The organism is Coleofasciculus sp. LEGE 07092, from assembly GCF_015207375.1.
In the GTDB taxonomy this organism is placed as follows: Bacteria; Cyanobacteriota; Cyanobacteriia; order Cyanobacteriales; family Coleofasciculaceae; genus LEGE-07092.
The window spans coordinates 1-22,635 of sequence record NZ_JADEWY010000003.1 but is presented as its reverse complement, the minus strand read 5'-3'; the positions used below and the strand labels follow the sequence as shown (position 1 = coordinate 22,635).

20 protein-coding genes and 1 pseudogene are annotated in these 22,635 nt (G+C 45.0%); 7 read left to right on the top strand and 14 right to left on the bottom strand.

Annotation, left to right across the window (positions count from 1 at the left end):
* Positions 1 to 9: 9 nt before the first annotated feature.
* From IQ257_RS01315 to IQ257_RS01260, 12 genes and pseudogenes are all read right to left on the bottom strand, one after another.
* On the bottom strand, positions 10 to 1,032 hold the full coding sequence (locus tag IQ257_RS01315) for a glycosyltransferase (protein ID WP_193876099.1): 1,023 nt from the start codon (positions 1,030 to 1,032) through the stop codon (positions 10 to 12).
* A gap of 124 nt (positions 1,033 to 1,156) precedes the next feature.
* The gene (locus IQ257_RS01310; RefSeq protein ID WP_193876101.1) at positions 1,157 to 2,233 is read right to left on the bottom strand and encodes an acyltransferase family protein; all 1,077 of its coding nucleotides are present in this window, start codon (positions 2,231 to 2,233) and stop codon (positions 1,157 to 1,159) included.
* 66 nt (positions 2,234 to 2,299) lie between these two features.
* Positions 2,300 to 3,442 carry a hypothetical protein gene (locus IQ257_RS01305; protein ID WP_193876103.1) on the bottom strand — a complete coding sequence of 381 codons (1,143 nt, stop codon included), beginning with the start codon at positions 3,440 to 3,442 and terminating at the stop codon, positions 2,300 to 2,302.
* A gap of 30 nt (positions 3,443 to 3,472) precedes the next feature.
* Complete coding sequence (locus IQ257_RS01300) at positions 3,473 to 4,216, bottom strand: FkbM family methyltransferase (protein ID WP_193876105.1); 744 nt, start codon at positions 4,214 to 4,216, stop codon at positions 3,473 to 3,475.
* 105 nt (positions 4,217 to 4,321) lie between these two features.
* Positions 4,322 to 5,266 carry a glycosyltransferase gene (locus IQ257_RS01295; protein WP_193876107.1) on the bottom strand — a complete coding sequence of 315 codons (945 nt, stop codon included), beginning with the start codon at positions 5,264 to 5,266 and terminating at the stop codon, positions 4,322 to 4,324.
* 18 nt (positions 5,267 to 5,284) lie between these two features.
* Positions 5,285 to 6,244, bottom strand: coding sequence for a class I SAM-dependent methyltransferase (locus IQ257_RS01290; protein WP_193876109.1), 960 nt, complete (start codon positions 6,242 to 6,244; stop codon positions 5,285 to 5,287).
* A gap of 33 nt (positions 6,245 to 6,277) precedes the next feature.
* Positions 6,278 to 7,438 (bottom strand): glycosyltransferase, encoded by a 1,161-nt coding sequence (locus IQ257_RS01285; RefSeq protein WP_228060325.1) that lies wholly within the window; start codon positions 7,436 to 7,438, stop codon positions 6,278 to 6,280.
* A gap of 97 nt (positions 7,439 to 7,535) precedes the next feature.
* Positions 7,536 to 9,314: a calcium-binding protein gene (locus IQ257_RS01280; RefSeq protein ID WP_193876111.1), complete on the bottom strand. Its 1,779-nt coding sequence runs from the start codon at positions 9,312 to 9,314 to the stop codon at positions 7,536 to 7,538.
* A 157-nt stretch (positions 9,315 to 9,471) separates the two neighbouring features.
* Positions 9,472 to 10,695 (bottom strand): glycosyltransferase family 4 protein, encoded by a 1,224-nt coding sequence (locus IQ257_RS01275; protein ID WP_193876113.1) that lies wholly within the window; start codon positions 10,693 to 10,695, stop codon positions 9,472 to 9,474.
* A 16-nt stretch (positions 10,696 to 10,711) separates the two neighbouring features.
* Positions 10,712 to 10,888, bottom strand: a pseudogene (locus IQ257_RS31325) (ABC transporter permease); the annotation flags it as partial.
* 51 nt (positions 10,889 to 10,939) lie between these two features.
* Entirely contained in the window at positions 10,940 to 11,353 is a 414-nt protein-coding gene (locus IQ257_RS01265) for a hypothetical protein (protein ID WP_193876115.1), read from the bottom strand.
* A 44-nt stretch (positions 11,354 to 11,397) separates the two neighbouring features.
* Positions 11,398 to 12,888, bottom strand: a complete 1,491-nt coding sequence (locus IQ257_RS01260) for a hypothetical protein (protein ID WP_193876117.1) — start codon at positions 12,886 to 12,888, stop codon at positions 11,398 to 11,400.
* Positions 12,889 to 13,346: 458 nt separating this feature from the next.
* Here IQ257_RS01260 and IQ257_RS01255 point away from each other — a divergent pair, with 458 nt between their 5' ends.
* From IQ257_RS01255 to pth, 7 genes are all read left to right on the top strand, one after another.
* Positions 13,347 to 14,447: a glycosyl transferase gene (locus IQ257_RS01255; RefSeq protein ID WP_193876119.1), complete on the top strand. Its 1,101-nt coding sequence runs from the start codon at positions 13,347 to 13,349 to the stop codon at positions 14,445 to 14,447.
* Positions 14,444 to 15,229: a hypothetical protein gene (locus tag IQ257_RS29690; RefSeq protein WP_228060324.1), complete on the top strand. Its 786-nt coding sequence runs from the start codon at positions 14,444 to 14,446 to the stop codon at positions 15,227 to 15,229. Before IQ257_RS01255 ends, IQ257_RS29690 begins: the two co-directional genes overlap by 4 nt.
* 9 nt (positions 15,230 to 15,238) lie before the next feature.
* Positions 15,239 to 15,856 (top strand): hypothetical protein, encoded by a 618-nt coding sequence (locus tag IQ257_RS01245; RefSeq protein ID WP_193876121.1) that lies wholly within the window; start codon positions 15,239 to 15,241, stop codon positions 15,854 to 15,856.
* Positions 15,857 to 15,978: 122 nt separating this feature from the next.
* The gene (locus IQ257_RS01240; RefSeq protein WP_193876124.1) at positions 15,979 to 16,398 is read left to right on the top strand and encodes a secondary thiamine-phosphate synthase enzyme YjbQ; all 420 of its coding nucleotides are present in this window, start codon (positions 15,979 to 15,981) and stop codon (positions 16,396 to 16,398) included.
* An 862-nt stretch (positions 16,399 to 17,260) separates the two neighbouring features.
* Positions 17,261 to 18,958 (top strand): HD family phosphohydrolase, encoded by a 1,698-nt coding sequence (locus tag IQ257_RS01235; protein ID WP_193876126.1) that lies wholly within the window; start codon positions 17,261 to 17,263, stop codon positions 18,956 to 18,958.
* A 545-nt stretch (positions 18,959 to 19,503) separates the two neighbouring features.
* Positions 19,504 to 19,728, top strand: a complete 225-nt coding sequence (locus tag IQ257_RS01230; RefSeq protein ID WP_193876128.1) for a DUF2811 domain-containing protein — start codon at positions 19,504 to 19,506, stop codon at positions 19,726 to 19,728.
* Between the two features lie 104 nt (positions 19,729 to 19,832).
* A complete protein-coding gene (pth, locus tag IQ257_RS01225; RefSeq protein WP_193876130.1) occupies positions 19,833 to 20,456 on the top strand; it encodes an aminoacyl-tRNA hydrolase in 624 nt (207 codons plus the stop codon).
* Between the two features lie 49 nt (positions 20,457 to 20,505).
* Here pth and IQ257_RS01220 read toward each other — a convergent pair whose 3' ends face one another.
* Entirely contained in the window at positions 20,506 to 20,916 is a 411-nt protein-coding gene (locus tag IQ257_RS01220; protein ID WP_193876132.1) for a hypothetical protein, read from the bottom strand.
* A 63-nt stretch (positions 20,917 to 20,979) separates the two neighbouring features.
* Complete coding sequence (locus tag IQ257_RS01215) at positions 20,980 to 22,491, bottom strand: helicase C-terminal domain-containing protein (protein WP_193876134.1); 1,512 nt, start codon at positions 22,489 to 22,491, stop codon at positions 20,980 to 20,982.
* Between the last annotated feature and the right edge of the window lie 144 nt (positions 22,492 to 22,635).

The window sequence follows — 22,635 nt, the reverse complement described above, 5'->3', positions numbered from 1 at the left end:
CTGTAATATTTATACCATCTTACTGTTTAAGCTACGAAGCCTTTTTCGGCATTCATGGCAATGTTTAAATCCTGAGATAAATCCCTGCCAATGCCCAACTAAACCCCAAAACTTAATCAGATATTCAAAAAATAGAAGGCGGAACCATCCCTCTAATTCATCATAGCTGTGAAAGCGTTCAATTGTTGGGACTAATCGTAATACTCGCAGCCCTAAGCTGACGAAAAAAACACTTAATAAAATTGCCCCTCCCCAACTGGGGGAAGCCCCCAGTAACCAAATTAGACCGATAAGCAAGAGTAATACTTCACTCAACAACCTGCCCCCTACCAGAATTCCATAATCTAACCAAATACCTGCCTCCCCGCCACCGCGAAAGTTGCGGCGAGCTTCCTGACAAAAAGACTTCAAGCTGACAGGACGCTGCCAATAACAACGCGGGATAGGGGCGCAACCAACACAAGCGGTTTTCTGATGCAACAGCAGGGCAAAAACCATATCATCTCCTGCTAACGTTAAATCTTCAGGATACCCACCAATCTTTTCCCACAACGACTTGCGATAGGCAATTGAGCGTGAGGACGCATGAGATTTAGGAGTAGCGATTAATTTCAGTTGATTGTATAACACATACTCAATTTTTGCCCAATCACTTTTCAAATCGTCCCAGCACACTTGCCAACTTCCCATTACAGCTTCTAGGTGGCTATCTTCTAATAATGGTTGGACAAGTTCCTCCAGCCACTGAGGTTCCCAGAGACAACCGATATCTGTAGAGGCAATCAGCTCATTTTTAGCATGAGCGATCGCTAAATTCCGACCACGAGCGACATTACAACCAACTTCTTGAATAACCCGTACTGAGTAAGGTTGATTGGGTTGATAGTTTCGCAGAAATTCCCAAGTCCCATCTGTTGAACCACCATCTACAATGACAATTTCATTCGGCAGACAAGTTTGTATATCCATTTGGGAGAAGAATGCCACACATCCTTGCCGATCATTGAGTACAGTAGTGACGAGGGAAATCATTTGTTTAGCTGGTGATACGCTGCTACCAAAAACTTTGGAGTCTGAATTTTATTAATTTTTTCTAACATAGAACTAATTTCAGAAAAATTATAAGCGCCTTCAAAAAGCTAGTTTTATAACGCTTTTAAGTCGTTTGTTTGCTACTTTTTTGATTATGGAGAGGAAAATATTTTTTGAAAATCATCAAAGGTTTTTCTACTATAAACCATGAGGCAGTTGCCAAAAGAAAGGAACCTATAAAAAATATCATAAAACTCACCCAAGGATTGCCGATACCTTCTTCTAAGGAAAGCCGGGGAAAAGCTTTGACTAGATAATAAGAAACAAACAAATGGTAGAGATATAAACCGTAAGAAATACGCCCGATGAACCGAAGTCCCTTTAAGTCTAATAAAGTTTTGAAGATTCCAGTTATTCCCTTCGAGGTAGCACTAATCAACCAACCTAACCCTAAAACTAAACAAGATGTTTCTACTAAACTGTACAGGATATTGTGGTATCCCAAATGCCTTAATAATTCGATTAAAACAAATCCCGTAGCAGCAAAAGGAGCAACTGCTTTTAAGAACTCTTTACTATTAAATCCCATGAACTGTCTATTGCTATTTCCTAATGCTACAAGTGCGCCAATTCCTAAAAAGTCTACAGAAGAGAGGGGGAATACTTTAATAATAGAACCCATCCCCAGCATATAAAGCGCAAAACGGCACACTGGACTGAGAATGAGTAAAGATAGAATGATTGGGGGTAAATATTTATCGTTCAGTAAAAAAATGACAAGGGGCCAAACGAGATAGAACTGACCTTCGACTGCCAAAGACCACAGATGGTCTGTAGTACCTTGATATCCCACAGATGACATCATTAAGAAATTAGATAAAAATGTAAAATGCCATACTGCATGATCTGATACAGGCTGATGTTGAATAAGCCAGAGAATAGTAATAGTAAGATAATAAATTGGGAAAATACGAAGGATGCGCCGTCCCCAAAAATTGCTCAAAGCGGAACCTGGTGTCATTACAGCTTTGAGTTCTAACAAGATGCTCGTGATCAGATAACCGCTGATGACGAAGAAGGTATAAACTCCGATGTTTCCCCACGGTATAGCGTTTTTGAGAGGTGGCGTAGACCAATGACCGATAAGGACAAAAATGACAGAGATTGCACGAATTCCATCTAATTGAGTAATATACCTCATAATAGTGCGCTCAAAAAATAATAGATTTCAGATCTCTTGAGTTTCCTACATAGAAAAAAGATCCCTCTAACTATCAAGCTGCCTGCAAGTATCAACCCAGAGCAACATATTATCGGCAACATTGTCGAAATAAGCACGAAGAGAGTCATCCCAGAGAAAACCATTTTGCTTGTGTGTCCACACTCGAAGTTTGCCAGCTAGTGTGAGCGCTGCCTCCTCATAACTCTTGGTAGGGGGCAAAGGCTCTTCCAGGAGCGACAACATATCATCAAGGACAACCATACCTGCTAATTCATGCCAGAGATCTTTGTAGAGGTTGTGAGGAGAACGGCGATGCTCCACAACCGGAGAGCCAACTTTAATCCGATGTCCCACAGATTGAACGCATTTCTGCACAAAAAAGCCGCTAAAAATGTCACCAAAACGATCGAGTTTCATGCCCCCAACTGGATGCCCCATTTTGACATAATAGTAAGCTGGAATAGCCTCTCGAATAATCCCGGTGTTTTGAGTATTGATTGGCATCAATGTGTTAGGTGCAAGGAGGTAGTCAGTGGTAAACTTTTCTTTGGCAACACAACGAGTAACCAAACGAGTGGCAGCATCAACATCAGGATCACCTGACCAAAGACCTGCATTGACAGCGACAATTCCTGTAGAAATTTCGGTATCAATCTGTGAACAGGCGGTGTAACGACGCTGATAAGGAAAGCCTCTAGCATAAACTGTCTCTCCACTTCCCAAAGAAGGGCATTGAACGTCCATCATAGAGCAGGAGTTAAACCAGCCATTGTATCCAACGGCTGTGAGAAGAGAAACTTCTTGACCAACTGTAGAATGTCCTCCAAGAAACTGCCAGTCTTTTTGGGGATAGTTATCGTCATCAATTGCAATAATAACATCACAATGATCGCGATAAGCCATTAAAAATCCCACATTACGGCGGTTGTCAGTCTGCCAAGGAATTTCAGCAGCAAGTTTTGGGAAAGGCTTGAGAAACTCATTTTGTTGGTCTGGGTTTAGGTAATACCAAGGTAGACCCTGCTTGGTATATTTCTCTACCTGCTCTCGGCAGCCATCTGGTGTTGAGAGATCGCCTACCACGTAGAAATGAATTTGCTCAACGTCGCTACAAGCTAGGAAGTGGTTATAATACTCATTGATGAAATCACCACCGTAAATAGTGGTTACAACAATACCAAATCTCATAGGCTGTTTCAAGAATGAAATATGATTTATCTAGCTACTGTAAAGCGCCTGAAAATAGTGTTCCTCGTGGAATTGATCTCCCTCTAATAACCGTTCTTGGTAGCCAAGCGCTTTCAGAAATTCTCGCAGTTCGTCTACACTAGTGTTGAAGTTAGGCAGGGCGAATCCATGAACTTCAATCAGTAACTGCGGCTGCCATTGTTTAAGCAGTTTTTCTGCTCCCCGCAAAACTTCTAATTCAGCTCCTTCTACATCAATCTTGATGAGGTGGACTGGTAGGTTGATATTGCTCCAATAATCATCAAGACGAACGTTTGCAACTTTTGTTGTCTGAATGTTTTCGTCACTTGGACAGATAGAGGCAGTTACTGCAACCTCTTCTGGTGGGAGATAAAACGTCAAAAAGGATTCAGATGAATTCGACAGTGCTTTGGACACAATTTCTACCTGCTGCTGAACCCCACTCAAGGCTACATTTTTTTGCAACAGTTTTAAGTTTGATAGTACGGGTTCAAAAGCAAATACATGACCTTGATTGCCGACTAATTTAGCAGCATAGAGCGTATGTAAGCCAAAATTTGCGCCAACGTCAATAAATATATCACCTTTACCTAAATATTCTGCTAAAATCTGATGAGCAGACAACTCTGCTCCAACATTCCAGCGTCTGAGGGACTCATCAAGGCGTATAGTTTGATCGGCGATTTGGAAAGGAACTCCCTTGAACCCATAGCGAAACTTGAAGACTAAATTTCTGAGTGAGCGTGATAACATCACTGGAATCAGAATACGAGGATGAGCAAGAGCCGAGGCATCTACCTACTATACACGTCTGCCGCTAGGTGATCGGGATAGAAGACACCACCTCATCAAGAATGCCTAACGTTGAGTCAGCCTTAAAAAAGGCTTGATTCCCATCAGACGACGAAGGAGCATTGATGGCTTCGGTTTAGGCGCTACTCGAAAATACTCGCTTAACCAGCCTGATGCCTCAGACAGGGCTTGCTCTTCTACAGTAGGTGATTTCTGTTTCCGTGCCAAACAATAAATTTCTGAATAAACACGCATCAGAGTTTCGCATTGCCTTGGCGTGTAGGAGTGGTTCGTATTGTGCCAATACTGCCGATTTAACTCAATTGCTGCATGAACTCCTTCAAACCATTTTTCAGGATTTAAGTATTGAGTGCGGCACTGGGAAGTATGGATACGATAGAGTGCTCCTTTGCTTTCTCCATAAGCTACTGTGCATCTACTCAGCAATTTAAACCAAAACGCAATATCTTCTCCTAAGTACAGATCGAGTTGCTCGGACCAATAACAATCAAGAGATAGGGTAGAGCGTTTGACTAAAGCTGCATGTACAGCCCAAGGAGCAAAAGCGATCGCACTATCCCGCAGAACCTGAATTGGCTGTCCGATACCTGAGGGTTGCTTGATTGTTTTAAGGGTGGGATTATCATCGCTAAATTCTTGCCAATAGCAAACAATAATTTCAGCATCAGGATTTTGTTTGGCAACTGCTAGCTGTAATTCTAAATGGTCGAGTTCTAGTAAGTCATCGGCATCCAAAAACTGAATCCATTCTCCCTGAGAATGAGTCAATCCGTAATTGCGAGCTGCCCCTGGTCCGTGCTTCGGTGACTGCAAAAGGCGAATGCGCGAATCCTGAATTTGCTGAACTTGTTCCCAACTACTATCAGTCGATCCATTATCTACAATTAGCATTTCCCAGTCGGAGTAGGTTTGGGAAAGTACCGATTGAATAGTGTCAGTAATATAGGCTGCCTTATTGTAAAGTGGGGTAATAATGGAGACAGTTGACATAATGTATTCCCCTTATTATTACTTTTTGCGAAGCCATAGGCTGCCACATTTATGATAAGGTTCTTCCCATTTCAGAACTCCAGACCAAATTTTGGCGACTTCCTGCGGATAATCTATAGCCAACCAATGATTAGCCAAGACTACTTCAAATTGGGAATTATAAGCTAAAAAGGCTTCAAGCATATATTGTTCATTCCAAGCTCTACGCTCATCAATCAGCCATTTTGGTGGATAATCGTAGGGAAAGAATATATCATGAAAATGAACCCAAACCCCACTAGCAAGCGTTGGCAAAATTTCTAGAATTTCTCGACAGACATCACCGCCAAATTTTACAGTGTGGGTGGAATCGATAAAAAGGATGTCGCCAGCACTTAATTGCTCGAAAAAGCCTAGCTCGATGGTTTCAACTCGTTCAGTGATGACTTCCACCTCAAGATTGCTTCGGGATAGTATTGGCTGGGGGTAGGGTTCAATGCAAATAATGTTACCCCCCTTTCCTTCATCATGATTTCTGGCAATTGCTATACGAGCAAGTTGAGTTGAATATCCCGCTCCAATTTCTATAACTTTTGATGGCTTTATTTCTCTAATTAACGCATAGTAAACTGCTGCATCGAGTTCAACATATATAGGATTAAAAAAATCAAAATTAGCGTTTAATGATTTTTTCTTAGCTATTTCATGAATTTCATCATAGTAAGAACTTAATTTATGAACTAATTCGATTTGATTTTTAAAATTCCAATCTATACAATCTGAATAGCGTCTTTTAAAAGTTTGTTCATGAGTGATTTTTGAAAAGTCAGGCAGTGGTTCGTAATAATGAACTTGACGAATGTAGTATCCCCACTTATCTGTAATAGTAGGATGAGTGTGCAATAACCAAAGCAATCTCCTCACGAAGCGGCTCGGTATTTTTTTGAAGGTAGTAAGTAAGAGACCATCAATAAAATTATTAACACTCTTAGGTAACATAAATTTATGATTTCGATTAAAATTAATTATCTTCTAATATTTCACAGCAGCGACTTGCTGAATACTTTCCATAAACCGCCGTTGAATTTTTTCGGGATTGAACATACCCTTTGCCATTTCTAAAGCCTTATTGCCAAGACGCTTTTGCTCTTCCGGATGAATTGCCAGTCTTTTAATCGCTGTCACTAAATCTTGTACTAACGGCGAGGTGATTAATAAAGCGGACTGATATTGACGACCCCACTGAACGGCTGAACAATAGTCTGGCCCCCAAATAATAATTGGCTTTCCAAACTGGCAGTAGTCCACTAGTTTAGAAGGAAAGCTCGTTTGCATCCGGGTTTTATCCCGCTGCTCAAAAGACATAACGACGAGTAAGGCATTACCCTTGTTTAACTCATCCGTTAACAACTCTCTTGAGATAAAACCAGCATAGATTCCCTCTGCTCTAACCTGTTGCAACAGGAAGTCTGACCAATCTGGCTTGAGACCAAATAACTTTAACTGAAACTCATGAATTTGCTGAACTGACTTACATAAAGCTTGTAGCATTGAACTGTAAATCCCCGAAAGAATTCCCGCATAGATGACATTGAATTTTCCCTGACACGTTAATTTTTCTGTTGTTGTCACGAGAACAGAGTTGTCGGGAATGGGCAACAGAACTTTTGCATTCGAGTGTGTCCCTAGTGCCTGTCGCATTCCTTCACTGACACACAAGGAAAGCTGACTTTGCTGATAAAGACGTCGAAATCGACTGGCTATCCTTCCCCTCGCCCAATCATGGACATAAGCTAGAGCGGGCCACCAATCGTGAAAAAACGTCACCAGAGGAATATTAAACCTCTGAGACAGTTGTTGAGCTAGCCAACATAACTCGCCATGGGCTACTGTGACAATTAAATCCGGTTTGTTGTGTTGGATATAATCCAGAAGCTGATTGTAGTTATAAAAGCTATTGAAACACTGGCGGACATCATGCGCCCACCTGGACAGCCGGGTTTTATTGAGCCGATTTAGTAGTGGGTTAGCTTTTACATCCACAGTATCTTCTACCAGCAAACCCTCAGAATTATCTGTGGCAATCACTAAACTTAACTCTGACTCCTGGGAAAAATGCCTATAAAGAAGCATCTCACCGCCGACAGTATATCGTGGCAGCACTGAGGAAATCAGCAAAACTCTTAAAGGCATTTCTCCAATTGAGTTATCAGTGAGTTGGAAAATCAAGCTTCAAAAATAATCAGCTTGGCTTATCAACGTAGGTACGAGAGAGCCAGCTTTTTCGGCTTCATACAAAAATAGTTGCACCCATAACCTCAGCAGGTAAAACTCCCGTAATGATGGCAATAACTTCAGATATCGGTTCATTCAAACGGACTTGAGTACCTCCAGCAGCATTGGCATTGAAAATATAGTCTGCCTCTGCGCCTGTAAGCAGAAGCTGATCGCCTTCGGCGATGCTAAAGTCCCGAATATAGGCATAGTCTGTGTTACCAACAGTAGTCGGATCGCCGTCGTCATAGAAGATATTAGTCCCATCCCCAAGCACAAATGTATCGGCTCCTGCTCCACCCCACATAGTATCAACTTCACCAACAAACCCAAAATCACCAATCAGGGTATCGTTCCCCGCATTGCCAAAAAGTCGGTCACGACCTGCACCGCCGGTTAATTGATCTTCACCATCACCGCCCTCAAGCAGATCATCTCCTGCACCGCCGTTGAGGATATCATTGTCAGCATTACCAAGCAGAGAATCATTCCCAGTATCACCATTGAGCGTATCAACGCCATCACCACCTCTAAGCCTGTCATCTCCTGCTCCACCGTTGAGGAGATCGTCTCCCGCATCTCCGTTGAGGACATCATTTCCCTCATCCCCGTTGAGGGTATCATTATCGTCACCACCATTCAGGAGATCGTTCTCGTTACCGCCATTCAAGATATCCATACCAGCACCCCCGTCCAGAGTGTCGTTGCCGCCGCCGCCATTCAGGATGTTATCGAGGGAATTGCCAGTAATTGTATTGGCTAAGTCATTGCCTGCACCTGTAACTGCCACTGGGGGAACTAAAAGATTAAGAGGATCGACTTCAACCAATACCAGGTTTTCTACCTCCTGATTACTCGGCAAAATGTAGTCCCCTAAAAGTGAATTGACAGTATCAGTCCCCTGACCAGCGGTTTCGTTAATAACGTCACCAACATTTCTCACAAAGTATTGGTCATCACCTAAACCGCCGTTTAGGATATTGCTGCCGCTACCTCCATCGAGCCGATCATTACCATCACCACCATTGAGAGTGTCATTGCCGTCACGACCATTCAGAAAGTCATTACCGCCTCCACCATTCAGGATGTTATTTTCTGTATTCCCTTGAATGTAATTGTTATTGTTATTGCCAGTACCAGAAATGATACTAGGACTCAAGAATAGACTCTCGACATTAGCACTCAACGTATAGCCATCGACACTAGCAAAAACCAGATCGATGCCTCCACCAGCACCAGCTTCCTCAATAATTACGTCGTTCGTACTATCAACAAAGTATCGGTCATTGCCAGCACCCCCAACTAATGTGTCATCACCCAGACCCCCATCCAGGTGATCATCGCCTGAAGCCCCCTCAAGCCGATCATTACCTGCTAGACCATTAAGAATATCATTACCCTGCAAACCCCTAAGTATGTTGTTACCTATATTACCTATGATCGTGTTGTCTGCATCGTTGCCTGTACCATCGATATTGTTACTTCCCGTCAGAATTAGTTTCTCGAAATTACTACGCAATGTCCAGCTTACAGGAGAAATAATAGTATCAAAGCCTTGATTAGGAGCCTCTCGAATATCAAATGACCTGTCATCAGCGTCAACAAAGTACGTGTCATCACCATTACCCCCCTCCATAACGTCCCGACCTGAGCCGCCCGTCAATCTGTCATTGCCGCTACCACCAATCAACGTATCTCGACCTTGACCACCTCCGATTATGTTATCTTCTCCACCAAAACCCAATGCTATCGCATCTAAGAGATCGTCTAAACTCGTACCTGATATGCGTGCCATATTGATTGACCTTGTTCGATTATTTCTAGCGTAGCCTTCAATCTATAATTATTGAATCCGGATCAATACTGAACTAGGTATTTTTTTAATTAATTTTTATGAAAAAAATTAGGAGTAAACACACAAGTCTTGATCCGGTTAGCTGCTTGATCACACCCTAGTTTGCCAAAGCCTGATGATACAGCTCAATATATCGTTGAGCATAGAGTTCTAATTGGTATTCTTCAAGGACAATCCTACGACATTGTTGACCTAAATACTCACGTAGACTCCGATCTTCAAGCAATTGCATAATACCATTACAGAAATCTGTCACATCTTCAGGTTTAGCTAAATAGCCTGTAACACCCGGACGCACCAAATCGGGAACCCCGCCAATTTTAAAGGATACTGTTGGTGTTCCACAAGCCATTGCTTCCTGCGCTACCAGTCCGAAATTCTCAGCACGAGTGGGAAAGAGGAACAAGTCAGCAGCAGAATAAGCAACGGATTTTAAGTGATCGCTACCGACAAAGCCAAGATTGAGAGTGGGTATCCCCACTGTCTCTGCGATTGCTTCCCCGCCATTACCCAGAATTAGCAGTATTGTTTCAGTTTTTAAAGATTCAGGTAAACTTTGTAGTGCTTTTATCAGCAAATCACCACCCTTGCGCGGATCATTGAGTTTGGCGGCAGCAAACATCAGCACTTTTTTGTCAGTTGGTATACCCAACAGTACTCTACACTGTTCAGAGTCCAGGGGTTGATAGGCTTGGGTGTCTAGTCCGGGGGGAATACGATGAACTGGCACATGGCTTAACATACTTTGCCTCGCCTGCTCAGCGTGCCAGCGACTAGTCGTCACAACAGCACATAAATTTGAGCGACTATAAACCCAATTTTTTAGCTGCCACTCCCAGCGAGTACTATCTCTCTGAATAGCTGGATAAGTATGTAGATAAGGACATCGACCACAGCCAATTTTCCAGCGATCGCAATCAAAACTATAAGCACAATGTCCAGTAATTGCCCACATATCGTGTAACGTGAGAATGGACGGCTTATTTTTTGTCAATGAGGGAAGTACTAGATAGTTAAAGTAGCCACCATGCAAGTTGTGAAAATGGAGGATGTCTGCCTCTTGATAAAACGAATGTTTGAGAATATCAAATGTACTAGTTAAATGAATATCGTTGAATCCGATATGTCGAGTCAAGCGCAATAATTGATAGTCAATTCTACGTCTAGGTGGGATAGCATCTACGCAATTGCTACTACTGTTAACTTGGTTGACTAAAAATCGCGATTCAATACCTTGAGCTAGTAAACCTTGATGCAATCGATAAACTGCGATCGCCGCCCCTCCGGAAGTATCGGATTGGTTTATCCGTAAGACTTTCATGTAATTTTACACTATCAATCCTTGTCAGAAACGGTCGAATCAACGCCCAGGCAATCCCGATCGCTGTCTGCTTGTACCGTACCAGAATATCCCGCCAAGCGAGAAAGTAAAACAACTCCCGGTAACGCCACAAGTCTTTCCAATACTGGTGTTCCGTGCGACCTGCCTCAATAATCAGTTCTTTCGTCTGCATCGTTTACACCTGTAGGATAGAGCATACCCCATTACCCAATTAAATGACCAACTACCAAAGGCGATTCCGGTTTGCCCTCACCTGTTCCGCCCGCAAACGGTCTACATCATCGAGAAAGTCTCTGGTTTCCTCCACTAAGCTATCCAATTCTACACAATCCGGGTTGCTACAAACCCGATTTGGGTCAGGGGGAGTTCTAGAAAACCGACGCGGCGCAACAGGTTTAGACACATTGCAGCATTGCTCCGAGGCATTTTCTAGCGCTTCGTCAAGACGGCGAGCTTCATCTAGAATTGCCGGAGAGAGTTTCCCCTCTTCCTCAAAGATGGGTGCCGTATTGTTCCAAATGTTGGTTCCTGTAATATCCGATTGATTCGGTGGCAGAGCTTTGCCAGGGGTTGCCATTAATCCACTACTAACCACAGATGTACCAATAACCCAACTGAGCCATTTTCTTCTATCCATCACTCTCACTCCACATTCTCATTCAAATTCACGCACTTCCGTTCTTAGAACTTAAAGGCAAAACCCGTACCCAAAACAAATCGAGGCCCATCCCCGGCTCCCGCGATGTCTCGCACGGCTGGCGTAATGACTAACGGGATATTTTTGAACGGAGCAATCGAAACACCGACTCCTAAATCTTGTCCACTCCACTCAGCAATTAAACTCACAGGTTCTGCCACGCGGACGGCAATGTTACCAAATACATTAATCGTCCCATTGTCGTTATCAACAGCATCCTCCGTCCGGAACTGCCCATTGCCCACACCGGCTGTTACCGCTACTCGACTGAACGGCTGGGTAATATCCTCTCGCGTCCGGAAAATTTTACTCACTGCTCCATAGAGAGAATGCTCAAAGTCATTATCGTCACCCACATTTAAAAAACCGTTCCAACCCGCTGCTACTGCCCAATCACTGGGCAAGCGGCGATGCACTTTCACATTAAAGCCACCACTGCCAAAATCCCGATTAGAACCAAAACTGGCGATCGCATAAGATAACTCTACCCCTACAGCTTTCTCCGCATCCCCTAAACCAATACCAATTCCCAAAGCACCGTCATCTACATTACTGTAGCGAGTGCGCTCTTGATATGTGGCGCTGATAAATCCTGTATTATTATCCGCACCAAAGGCGGTTGGAATCACAATACTCAGTGCGGGTGACGCTCGAAATTGTCCCTCAACCTCTAAATCTTCCAACGCCCGTAGCTCATCCTGCAAACGCTCTACTTCTAAACAAGAAGAATTTTTGGCTGGCACTTGGGCGAGACAGGTAGCAGAGGCAGTAGTATTGAGGGCAACTTTGTAGGATTTTTCTTGAGAAGCCGCTAAAAACTCCCTTGCCGTTCTTTCAGTTTCTGGAGTTTCAAGGGTAGGGAGAGAAGACGGCTTAAGGGGTTGAGGACGAGGTTCTTGAATGGATTCGTCTAAATTTCCTCTCCTAACCTCCTCTCCCAATACCTGAAGGGTTTCTCCTCCAGGTTCGGCACTAGCAAGGGTTGGCATCACCCAGTTTGGCGGTTCCTGTTCAGGCGGTGCGATCGCTAATTTAGACACTGAAGTTGCTTGCGCAACGTCTTTTGCCTCTGACATTGTTGATCTGACTTCAGGTTTAGCCTCAACCACCAACCCTTCAGACGCTGCCAAAGTTTCTGGCGCAAATTCTTGTACTGTAACCGATTCGGGTGAAGCGATCGCAACCTCTTGTACTGCCAAGGTTTCCATCGATTCAGTATTCTCTAGCTCCAAGATTTCCGGTTGCTCGGCAATACTGACATCGGAGTTAGCCCACGCAGAAACTGGCAAACCCCCCGTCGTAATTGCCGCTAAGGTATAAATGGCAACCTTTGGGGCATATCCCAAGTACAAAGTTGAGCGATCGCCCAATTCTTTCCCGTTAGTTCTCAAAGAAGACTGGGCTTCACTTATAAAATATGGGTCAGTAGAGAGTAAATCTTGATGAGGGACGTTAAAATCAGACTTGGCTTGCACAGGACTAGCTTCCTATAAGGTGCTGTCCCTTTATACAAAAGCTGGTTTATGCGATCAGGAAAATAAACACTACCGCTTAAAGTAGCACCAAATTTTTAGCCCCTACATTCTTTAAAGGTAATGGGAGCTATATTCCCTGCCAGTAGTATCCAACAGATTATGTCCACAAAAATTATACAGCGTTCCCGAATGTTGTAAAAATTCTGGCAAAAGATACCTTAGAGATTAATCGCCTAAAAGATTTGTGTATTTTCCCCTTGAGAAAAGCAAAGAGTTCAGGCAAAAATGTTGGCGACATCGGGAGCATGTCAAGTTTGCACGTAGCACTCATGTAGGTTGGGTTTCGCTATCGCTCTACCCAACCGACAAACTAGAGTTGGGTTGAGGAACGAAACCCAACCTACAAAGTTGACATGCTCCCGCGACATCTATCTCAACTCCCTTAGTTGACTACCACAATGTCTAGACCTGCTTTATATATTGCCATCACTAGCCACGGTTTCGGTCATGCTGTCCGCGCTTCATCCGTAGCGGCAGCGATTCAGCGACTGTGTCCAGAAATCCTGCTAATTCTAGTGACCACAACACCCCGTTGGTTGTTAGAGTCTTATATTCCAGGAGATTTTATTCATCGTCCACGGGCTTTTGATGTTGGAGTAATTCAAGCAGACAGCTTGAGCATGGATAAAACAGCCACCTTAGAAAAACTCCAAGCCATTCGTGCTGCTCAAAATTCAATCATCGCCGGTGAAGTCAATTTTATCCGCACCAATCGGGTTGGACTGGTTTTGGCAGATATTCCCCCCTTAGCCGCAAAAATTGCCAAAACGGCTGGTATTCCTAGCTGGATGATGAGTAACTTCGGCTGGGATTTTATCTATCGGGATTGGGGTGGAGAATTTGTTGAGATTGCGGATTGGATTAGTGAGTGTTACGGTGAGTGCGATCGCTTATTTCGCCTGCCCTTGCACGAACCCATGGCAGCATTCCCCACGATTACTGATGTGGGACTCACGGGAGGAACACCGCGCTACAGCCTCGATCAATTACGGAAAAAATTAGGTTTGAATACGCCTCCATCTCAAACCGTCTTACTCACCTTCGGCGGACTCAGTCTTCAACAAATTCCCTATCACACCTTATCTCAGTTTCCAGACTGGCAGTTTATCACCTTCGATTCCCTTGCCCCAGAGTTACCCAATTTACTGAAAGTCGTCGGTCATGACTACCGACCCGTCGATTTTATGCCACTATGTGGGCGAGTGGTTTCCAAACCCGGATACAGTACCTTTGCCGAAGCGTTGCGCCTCAACATCCCAATCGTCTCTCTCACCCGCGAGGACTTTGCCGAAGCCCCCTTACTACTGGAAGGTATTCAAAATTACGCTTACCATCAAATTGTAACCCCGACAGAATTTTTCCAAGGTCGCTGGGAGTTTTTGCATCGTTCTCTACAACCTCCCAAGCAGTCCCATTCAGTCGCCAAAGATGGTACGGAAGCGATCGCCCAAGCTGTCGTCCGTTATTTTCAGACTCACTCATCCTGTTTGCCGCAATGATAGCCCCAGTTAATTTTCTTGTAGAAAAAACCGAACAAAACTCCCAAACCCCAGAGAAAACCGATGCTCTTAAAATAGAGGTAGCACAAGATCCAGAAACGGCTGAAGCTTCAGAGTCCCCAAACACCTTAGAGACAGGAGAACTTTCTAAGACCGCTAAAACTCCAGAGCTGACTACAACCTCGAAGACAGGTAAGTCAAATACCCTATCAGAAACAACCAAACCTGTCAAGACTGCCAAGACGACCAAGACAGCCAAAACGGTTCAGCCGCCCGAAAGCCAAAAGACACCGTTTCCCTCAACCTTAGAACTGGCAGCTCAAGACGTTCGCATGGTACTCGATCAACAACGAGAGCAAAGCCATGCCCTAACCACCAAGTTAAATATCTTGTTTGTCACCAATGGCGCTCTGTTCACCAGCTTAACAATCTCTCGGCTACTTTTTTTCCCAGGTTTCTTCAGCCTTGCCGAACTGCTAGGATTTCTGCTAAATTTCACGCTACTGATCAACGCCTTTTTACCCCGTCAGTTGGCAGTTAGTCCCAATTTAGGAGATAAAAAATTTCTGGAGCGCTACTTAGTCTTGTCCGCCGAAGAGTATCAATTGCGAATGATTGTTAATCTGGTAGAGACCTATAATGCAAACAAGCAGCGACTGGAGGATGTCTCGTCCTCATTGCAGTATTCTGCTTACGTCACTTGGGGATTGGCTTTGGTTATTACCTTGCATGTAGTAGCGGTTTACTTTGTCCCGTTGATCGACCTGAGTAGTTTTGGCTAGGTTCAGATTATGAATTCTCGACAAGTTTGCAACAACCACTCTGGAAAAGGGTTGAATCTACCAGAACCCGACCCAGATAACATTACAGTGTTGACGCGCAACCTTCCCAACACGCCCATCCTGCCATGGAATCATTACGATTCCCCTTGGAGTGACGCCCAAGCCGCAAATTCAGAAATACTAGAGATTACTGATGAGGCAAGTGACGAGTGTCAGGAGCTGCCGACAGATACCTCTGAGGAAGCCGAAAACTTAGACGTATTGAAATTGGATACGGCTGAACTGGATGAGGAGTTTTCTGAGGAGGAGCTAGAGGAGCGTGAATCTTTACTAGCAGACTATCGAGAGGAATCAGAAACGGATAATAAGGGTGAATCGGGTGAGTATGAAGCAAAAGCAGGGACTGAACCTGTATCAACACAACCGCTAGATGCATTGGAACTTGCTGAACTTGACGGTGAATCGGGTGAGGAAGAACTGACAGGCGAAGCTGAAGGATTACTGGCAGAGCAGCTAGGCAAAATGGAAACTAGCACTAGCGAGAATGAAGGCTGGCAGCAAGACTCGGCAACCTTGTCAGAGAAACCTTCAGAAACGGCAGCCCAAGAACTCAAGCAGCTCGGTTAAGGTGTACTCCTAGATAGAAGGAGGCAAGGAAGACAAAGGGAAGTTTTACGCGACCGCTTATTTATTCTCTGCCTTCTTGCACTCGCCATTGTAGGACGTGCTGTTCCAATCTCTACCCACCCATGAGTCATTACCAAAAGCGACTTACCATTCAAACCAACGGCAAATCATTTGCCAAAATTACCGCAAAAGTACAAGGTGTAGTTGAGGAGTCGGGCATTGACACCGGACTTTGTACGGTTTTCTTGCGCCATACCTCAGCTAGTCTGCTGATTCAAGAAAATGCTGATCCCGATGTCCTCAAAGATTTATCGAACTTTTTTGCCAAATTAGTCCCAGAAGATGGCAAAAGCTACATCCATGATGCCGAAGGTTCAGATGATATGCCAGCTCACATCCGTACCGTTCTCACCAAGACATCAGAACAAATTCCCATTGCTAATGGGAAACTTCTACTAGGAACCTGGCAGGGAATTTACCTTTGGGAACATCGGCGGCACAATCACCACCGCGAGGTTGTGGTTCATATCATAGGTGACTGAGTTGATTGGCTTACAAACGTCTAGCGCCCTCACCCCCAAGCCGATCCATCCTCTTGTTCCCTCTCCCTTGGAATGATGGCTTTTTGGGTATCTGCTCACAAGTTTTGTCAGTTAACCAGGGTAACTGAGGTTAACGACACAAGGAGCTGGGGAGCCTGAAAAAATCCCCTAAGAGTTTAACAACACCAACAATAATATCGACTAGATGGGGAACAGCTTACTCAAGGCTCTCCCCATACTTGAATATCGGCTTGCTTCAGCCTGCGCTAAATTCTGAATGCAGGTGCAGCTCAGGGATTTTGCGCATCACATCCCTGAGGCTGATGGTATGAAGTCATTTTGCCATAATTGCCGGAATTCCTTCCCAAGACATTGAAAGTTGGTTTTAGGGAGCGTTTACTGCTCTTGCGATTCCTCGCAAGGGAGTTGGGAGTCGTGAGTAGGGGATTCCTCATTTACGATAGCCAGTCTAGATGAATTCTGAAATCGTCTATTCCCTGTTCCCTATTTAATGCTTCGCCCTCTTGAGAGAAATTTTGAGATAATTTTCTCTGAATAATTGCAAAAAAACATCGAAATGCCATGAACGAAAACCCTGAAAATAACACCTCTATACCAAGTGATAATTTGTTTTCAAAAAAGATAAATATTGCACTAAAAGTTGAATAAATATAAGTCATATGGCTGTTTTATTTCTTCAACATTTTGCATAGAATAGATATAATTAAAACTCACTGAGCGACCTAAAATGGCTTCGAGTCTGGAGCAATTCGGTGCTTGCGAATGAGTCGCTTAAAGCTTTTATGTCCGTCAGCTTTGACCAGCCATTAGCCTGCATCGTTAATTAAATTCTTAAGAATCCATGAGTGTTTATAAATTTCAGATCCCGAACATTGAAAGCCAGGAACTCCTGCAAGAATCTTATGAAAGAGTAGAACTGATCGAGCAGTTGCTAGCAATTGGTTCTGCCCTTTCACGCAGTAACGATTTTAATGAATTGCTCCAGCTAATTTTATCCAAAAGTCGAGAAATCACCTGTAGCGATGCTGGTAGTGTTTATCTAGTCGATCGTAGTAGCACTCCTCCTAAGTTAGTGTTCAAAGTGGCGCAGAATGATTCACTCCCCAACGCTCCCTTTCATGAGTTTTCGATGCCGTTAACTCGCAAAAGTTTGGCGGGGTACGTAGCACTGACGGGTGAAACCCTCAATTTGTCAGATGCCTACAATTTGCCACCAGATGTGCCTTATCAGCTCGATCGCAGTTTTGACACCAATATGCCCTATCGCACTTGCTCAGTGTTGGTGCTGCCGATGCAAGAGCCTGATGGGGAGGTAATTGGCGTCCTCCAACTTATTAATCGCAAGGTAAATGCTGATGTCGCGTTCACGAATGAAAATGCGCTCTCAATGATCCAACCCTACTCGGAATGGGAAGAGCGCATTGTGCGATCGCTAGCGTCTCAAGCGGCAATTACTATCCAACGCAATCAGTTACAAGAGAGTATTGAAAATTTATTTGAAGGATTTGTCCGGGCATCTGTTCAGATTATTGAAGCGCGGGACCCGACAACCTCTGGTCACTCAGAGCGGGTTGCCGAACTTACTGTGCGATTGGGTGAAGAAGCATCTTTGGTTACGGTCGGTCCACTAGGGTCAGTTTATTTGAGCGATCGCCAAATCAGAGAAATCCGCTACGCCGCACTGTTGCACGACTTTGGTAAAGTGGGCGTCCCAGAAGCTATTTTAGGCAAGCGGAAAAAACTCTTCCCCGAACAGTTGGAAATCATTCGGCATCGTTTTGCCCTGGCACAGCGCACTCTAGAAATGGAATGCGCTCAAAACAAATTTCAGTACTTGCTAGAGCATCCCAGCCACAGTCATAAAAACGGTGCTTCAGGGTCAAGCTGTCCCCATTGCCAAAAAATTGAACACTTGGATAACCAGTTGACTCGGGCAATTGAAACCCTCGAGCGCTACCAGGAGCTAGTTCAAAAACTCAATGAACCTGAAATTGTACTGACAAGAGAGTTCCAGGCATTTTCAGAAGAGACTATGGCTCAACTGAATACCCTATCTCAATATACCTATCGTGATGTTGATGGTACAGTCAAACCCCTGATTTCCCAGGAAGAGATGGTTCAGTTACTGGTGCCAAAAGGCAACCTCACACCCCAAGAACGCTTGGGTATCGAAGCTCACGTTACTCACACCTACCACTTTCTGAAGCGGATTCCCTGGACAAAGCATCTGAAAGATGTGCCTACCATTGCCTACGGGCATCACGAAAAACTCGATGGCAGTGGCTACCCTCAGGGTTTAAAACAAGCAGAAATCTCCATGCAAACACAGATGTTAACCATTGCTGACATTTACGACGCCCTCACCGCTAGCGATCGCCCCTACAAGCGTCGGCTACCCATAGAAACCGCCCTCAAAATTCTCCGGCAGGAAGCCAGCAAAACAAAAATCAACAGCGACTTGGTCGAGTTATTCGAGCAGCGTCAGATTTTTAGGGTTTTAGGTCATACCCTCACCATTGACGCTCACTCTGTAGCTTGAAGATTGAGACAGTTCCTGCACAAAAGGGGACGCGGAGACACGGAGACAAGGGAATCAGCTCCCCATCTCCCCAGCGTTCGACTGAGCGCTCACGCCGAAGTCTCCCCATCTCCATCTCAATCCAATACTTTGCAATTCTTATCCTTCGCCTCTGTTTTCCCCAAAAGATTCCCCAGCATTTCCACACAGTCTTTCCACCTTTTCCACAAGTTGTGGCTGGTTTTCCACAGGAATGAACGATGGGATCGAGTCTTCCCGTCTTACTGGGGATTTTCTCAGCAAGCTGTTCTGTAACAGTAATGGACTGAGTTCATGTGAAGATATGTAACGGGGATCGCTTTAAAAGCCTGATTATCTCGTAAATATTTTGGGGATTTGAGTAAGGTTGTAATATTTCGCATTATTGACAACCCCACCCCATCTCAGCCGACAATAGTGCGACCAACTCATTATTTGAGAAAGCAAGAGCGGCATTAGCCGATTTCCACAGGCGCAACAGAGCAAGGTTGCTTTGTTCCAACACGCTATTGATCACAGAGGTAACTATGAACGCAACCATCAGCATTTTGGCAGAAATCCCTGAAGACTTACACGAGTCCCTCAAGCGCTACCTGGAAACTCATCCGAGTTGGGATCAAGACCGAGTTTTTGCAGCAGCGCTATCGCTGTTTTTACTTCAAAATGGAAATGGCAGGACGCCAGAAACCTCGCAGACTTATCGTGCCTGCGCCCGTGTCTATCTGGAGTCTTTGTTTCACTATCCTGGTTGATTGACTAACACTGGATAGTTATGTGTCCTTTGTCATTTGTCCTTGGTTGGTATGCAAATGACAAGGACAACTCCCCAGCCTCTACCGTTCTGTTGTACAAATCGATGACAGAAGCTACTTCCGCGCCGACTTTAGTAATTCCTCAGCTCATTGTGGGCTTGGGAAATCCAGGTTCCCAATACAACCAAACACGACATAATATTGGATTTGCTGTTGTTGATTCCCTGGCACGTCGGGGGCAGATGTCTTGGAGCGAAAATCGGCGCTTTCAGGCAATGTTGGCAGAAGGGACAGGAGTGACAGGGGATAAAATCCGCTTGCTCAAACCCCTGACTTACATGAATCGTTCTGGACAAGCGATTCGTGCTGCCATTGATTGGTATAAGCTACCAGCCGAGTCAGTATTGATTGTCTACGATGATTTAGATTTACCCGTGGGGCGTCTGCGACTGCGCCTTTCTGGTTCCGCCGGCGGACACAATGGCATGAAGTCTGCGATCGCTCATTTGGGTACGCAAAATTTCCCACGCCTGCGAATCGGTATTAGTAAGTCTGGTAAGGATAAAGACACCGTATCCCACGTCCTCGGCAAGTTCTCTCCTCAAGAATCCCAGATTGTATCTGAGGTTCTGCAACTAGCTACTGACGCGATTGAACTGTCCCTCAAGCAAGGGGTTGAAAAGTCAATGAGCCTTTACAATAGCCGCAATGCAGGGGTAATCGATTAGGAGGTCTATTTCAGTAGATCAAAAACTTTTTGGTGGAGAAAGATGGTACTTACTGCGTGATAGGTGTGCCATTCAAGGTAAAAATGGGGTCGCGATCGCAAAGACTAACGTCAGCTTGCCAACGGGAGGGGAAATCTGGGTCAATGAACGTAATTTCAAATCTGCCCCAGTGGTAAGTTGGTTTGCCATCAGCACCCTCTCTGTAGGTATCACAACGCACTGACGAAGAATTCTGTACCCAATAGCCACTGTATGAACCTCGGTCAGTGTACTCTCCTGCTAAACCGTCGATAAAGATCACTCCATCTTGATCGTATTGCCAGATAGCGGTGTTGTTGCGATCTTCAAGATAGACCACATCGTATTCTTCGGTTGTCCAAACCTCGTCCGCTAGAACTTGCTGGGATGTAACAGCGCAAGTCAACAAGGCTAAGGTCACAAGCAAATAACTCTTTTTCATTTTGCTCAATTCACAAGCTTTTAATAGATGTATTGTACAAAGTGTGAGTATTCGATCAAAAGTTTAATCAAACCAACTGGCATCAAGATAGTTAATGCGGGCAAAAGGACTGAGAGCGGATAGAACTTGACGCCCGTAGCTGCGGTGATTGACTCGGTTATCCAAAAGAGCCACTACACCCTGAGATTCTCGCACGGGAGCGATCGCTCGTTGTAATTCTCTCAACGCCGCAGGTAGCAGATACAAGCGAAACCAATCTAAGCGCTGCTTTTTGTAGTAAGCGACTTGACCAGCAACGACAGGATTTTCTAAGGAAGGAATGGGTAAGGTGGCAATAATCAAGAGTTGGGGGGGCGGGAGAAAGGTCTGATGAGAGCGCCAGAATTCCCAGCCGCAAACGAGAATGCTGCTCTCGTTCAAATCGGTCTTCTCTACCTGCACCCGCGACCCAAATTCAGCCGCTAAAACTGCACCGACTTGAGCTTTCAGGGGTATATCTCCGACCAAGAAAACAACAGGTCCTTTCATACTGGCACTCAGGATTAACAGAGTGCGTACTTGTTGAATCAGAGCATCCTGAAATCGCGGCGTATTCGGCATCGGTAGTCCGTCAGGCAGGTAGAGCTGAATCAGTTCGCTCTGTCGGTCTGGCGAAAACTTCAAGCACGTTACCTCTCCCAGACCGAGCTGCTGGCGGTATACAGACGCAGAGGCTTCCAAATCCAACGCTTCACCCACTAACACCACCGGTTGCTGAGACCAAATTTGGCTGAGAACACCTGCCACTTCTAAGGGTTCGCAGTACAGGCAAAAGTGACCTTGCGATCGCGCAATGGTAGCCCAGATTAGCTGATCTGACCGCTGCCAGCAGTGCCAAAAATATCGCCAGGATGTGGGCAGATAGCGATATTGGTCTTTAACTGAACTCTGAAGAACTTCAAACAACTGCCGTAATGTCTCTTGTTCTGGTACATCAATCAGGCAGCAATTATAGGGGTTTGGAGGGTGCTGAAATATCGCTTTAGTCAGTCGCACGCGCACGTCCCGAATCCAGTCAGCCTGATGAGGACGTGCCAGCATCAGTTCATCCCAATCCCAGGGCTGGAGGCAGCCTTGGAGTTGCTCCCGCACCCACCCTTCTAAGTCATCGGCACCATCAATTAAAGTTGGAACACCATTAGGAAAACAGGTTTTGTCTTCCAGCCGATCTGCCAGCCAAGATGCGGGTGAAGTAATCAGCAGTCCGTCAAAACGCTCATCGGGAAATTTGTCGCCCGTTTGAATGGGCTTATCCGTGCCAATCCATTGCTGTAAGCGAGGAATCTCGACCCGCAGCAACCACTGCTGTACCGATACGGGGGCAACCAAGATAACTGGTCCGTCCCAAATCAATGCTGGTGCTAGATAGCTCAAACGATACCGTGCTTGCGTGCTGCCCGTTTGAATCAATGCTGGACGACCCAGCCGCAACGCTCGAGCCACCAGCCGCGCCATCGTCAAATGATGGGGCCAACTGGGTTGACCCTGCTCTCGTAGAAAGGCACGTAGAGAAGAATGGACTTCGACTTCAATCACGCTGACTTACCGCCTGAACGCCCCCAGAACATTTATACTAGCGCTCCATTGCCTTGCCTGTTGCTACTGGAGCAACACAAAAGCAGCGATCGCGCCATCTTAATTATGCCAAGGGGAGCGGGAGAGATGGGGAGATGGGGAGAT

Bases quoted from the DNA above. Each gene is read 5' to 3' on its own strand.
- IQ257_RS01285 (WP_228060325.1), bottom strand. From the start codon at position 7,438: ATGCCTTTAAGAGTTTTGCTGATTTCCTCAGTGCTGCCACGATATACT.
- IQ257_RS01280 (WP_193876111.1), bottom strand. From the start codon at position 9,314: ATGGCACGCATATCAGGTACGAGTTTAGACGATCTCTTAGATGCGATA.
- pth (WP_193876130.1), top strand. From the start codon at position 19,833: ATGACAGAAGCTACTTCCGCGCCGACTTTAGTAATTCCTCAGCTCATT.
- IQ257_RS01310 (WP_193876101.1), bottom strand. From the start codon at position 2,233: ATGAGGTATATTACTCAATTAGATGGAATTCGTGCAATCTCTGTCATT.
- IQ257_RS01220 (WP_193876132.1), bottom strand. From the start codon at position 20,916: ATGAAAAAGAGTTATTTGCTTGTGACCTTAGCCTTGTTGACTTGCGCT.
- IQ257_RS01230 (WP_193876128.1), top strand. From the start codon at position 19,504: ATGAACGCAACCATCAGCATTTTGGCAGAAATCCCTGAAGACTTACAC.
- IQ257_RS01300 (WP_193876105.1), bottom strand. From the start codon at position 4,216: ATGTTATCACGCTCACTCAGAAATTTAGTCTTCAAGTTTCGCTATGGG.
- IQ257_RS01240 (WP_193876124.1), top strand. From the start codon at position 15,979: ATGAGTCATTACCAAAAGCGACTTACCATTCAAACCAACGGCAAATCA.
- IQ257_RS01235 (WP_193876126.1), top strand. From the start codon at position 17,261: ATGAGTGTTTATAAATTTCAGATCCCGAACATTGAAAGCCAGGAACTC.
- IQ257_RS01265 (WP_193876115.1), bottom strand. From the start codon at position 11,353: ATGGATAGAAGAAAATGGCTCAGTTGGGTTATTGGTACATCTGTGGTT.
- IQ257_RS01245 (WP_193876121.1), top strand. From the start codon at position 15,239: ATGAATTCTCGACAAGTTTGCAACAACCACTCTGGAAAAGGGTTGAAT.
- IQ257_RS01295 (WP_193876107.1), bottom strand. From the start codon at position 5,266: ATGTCAACTGTCTCCATTATTACCCCACTTTACAATAAGGCAGCCTAT.
- IQ257_RS01305 (WP_193876103.1), bottom strand. From the start codon at position 3,442: ATGAGATTTGGTATTGTTGTAACCACTATTTACGGTGGTGATTTCATC.
- IQ257_RS29690 (WP_228060324.1), top strand. From the start codon at position 14,444: ATGATAGCCCCAGTTAATTTTCTTGTAGAAAAAACCGAACAAAACTCC.
- IQ257_RS01315 (WP_193876099.1), bottom strand. From the start codon at position 1,032: ATGATTTCCCTCGTCACTACTGTACTCAATGATCGGCAAGGATGTGTG.
- IQ257_RS01255 (WP_193876119.1), top strand. From the start codon at position 13,347: ATGTCTAGACCTGCTTTATATATTGCCATCACTAGCCACGGTTTCGGT.
- IQ257_RS01290 (WP_193876109.1), bottom strand. From the start codon at position 6,244: ATGTTACCTAAGAGTGTTAATAATTTTATTGATGGTCTCTTACTTACT.
- IQ257_RS01275 (WP_193876113.1), bottom strand. From the start codon at position 10,695: ATGAAAGTCTTACGGATAAACCAATCCGATACTTCCGGAGGGGCGGCG.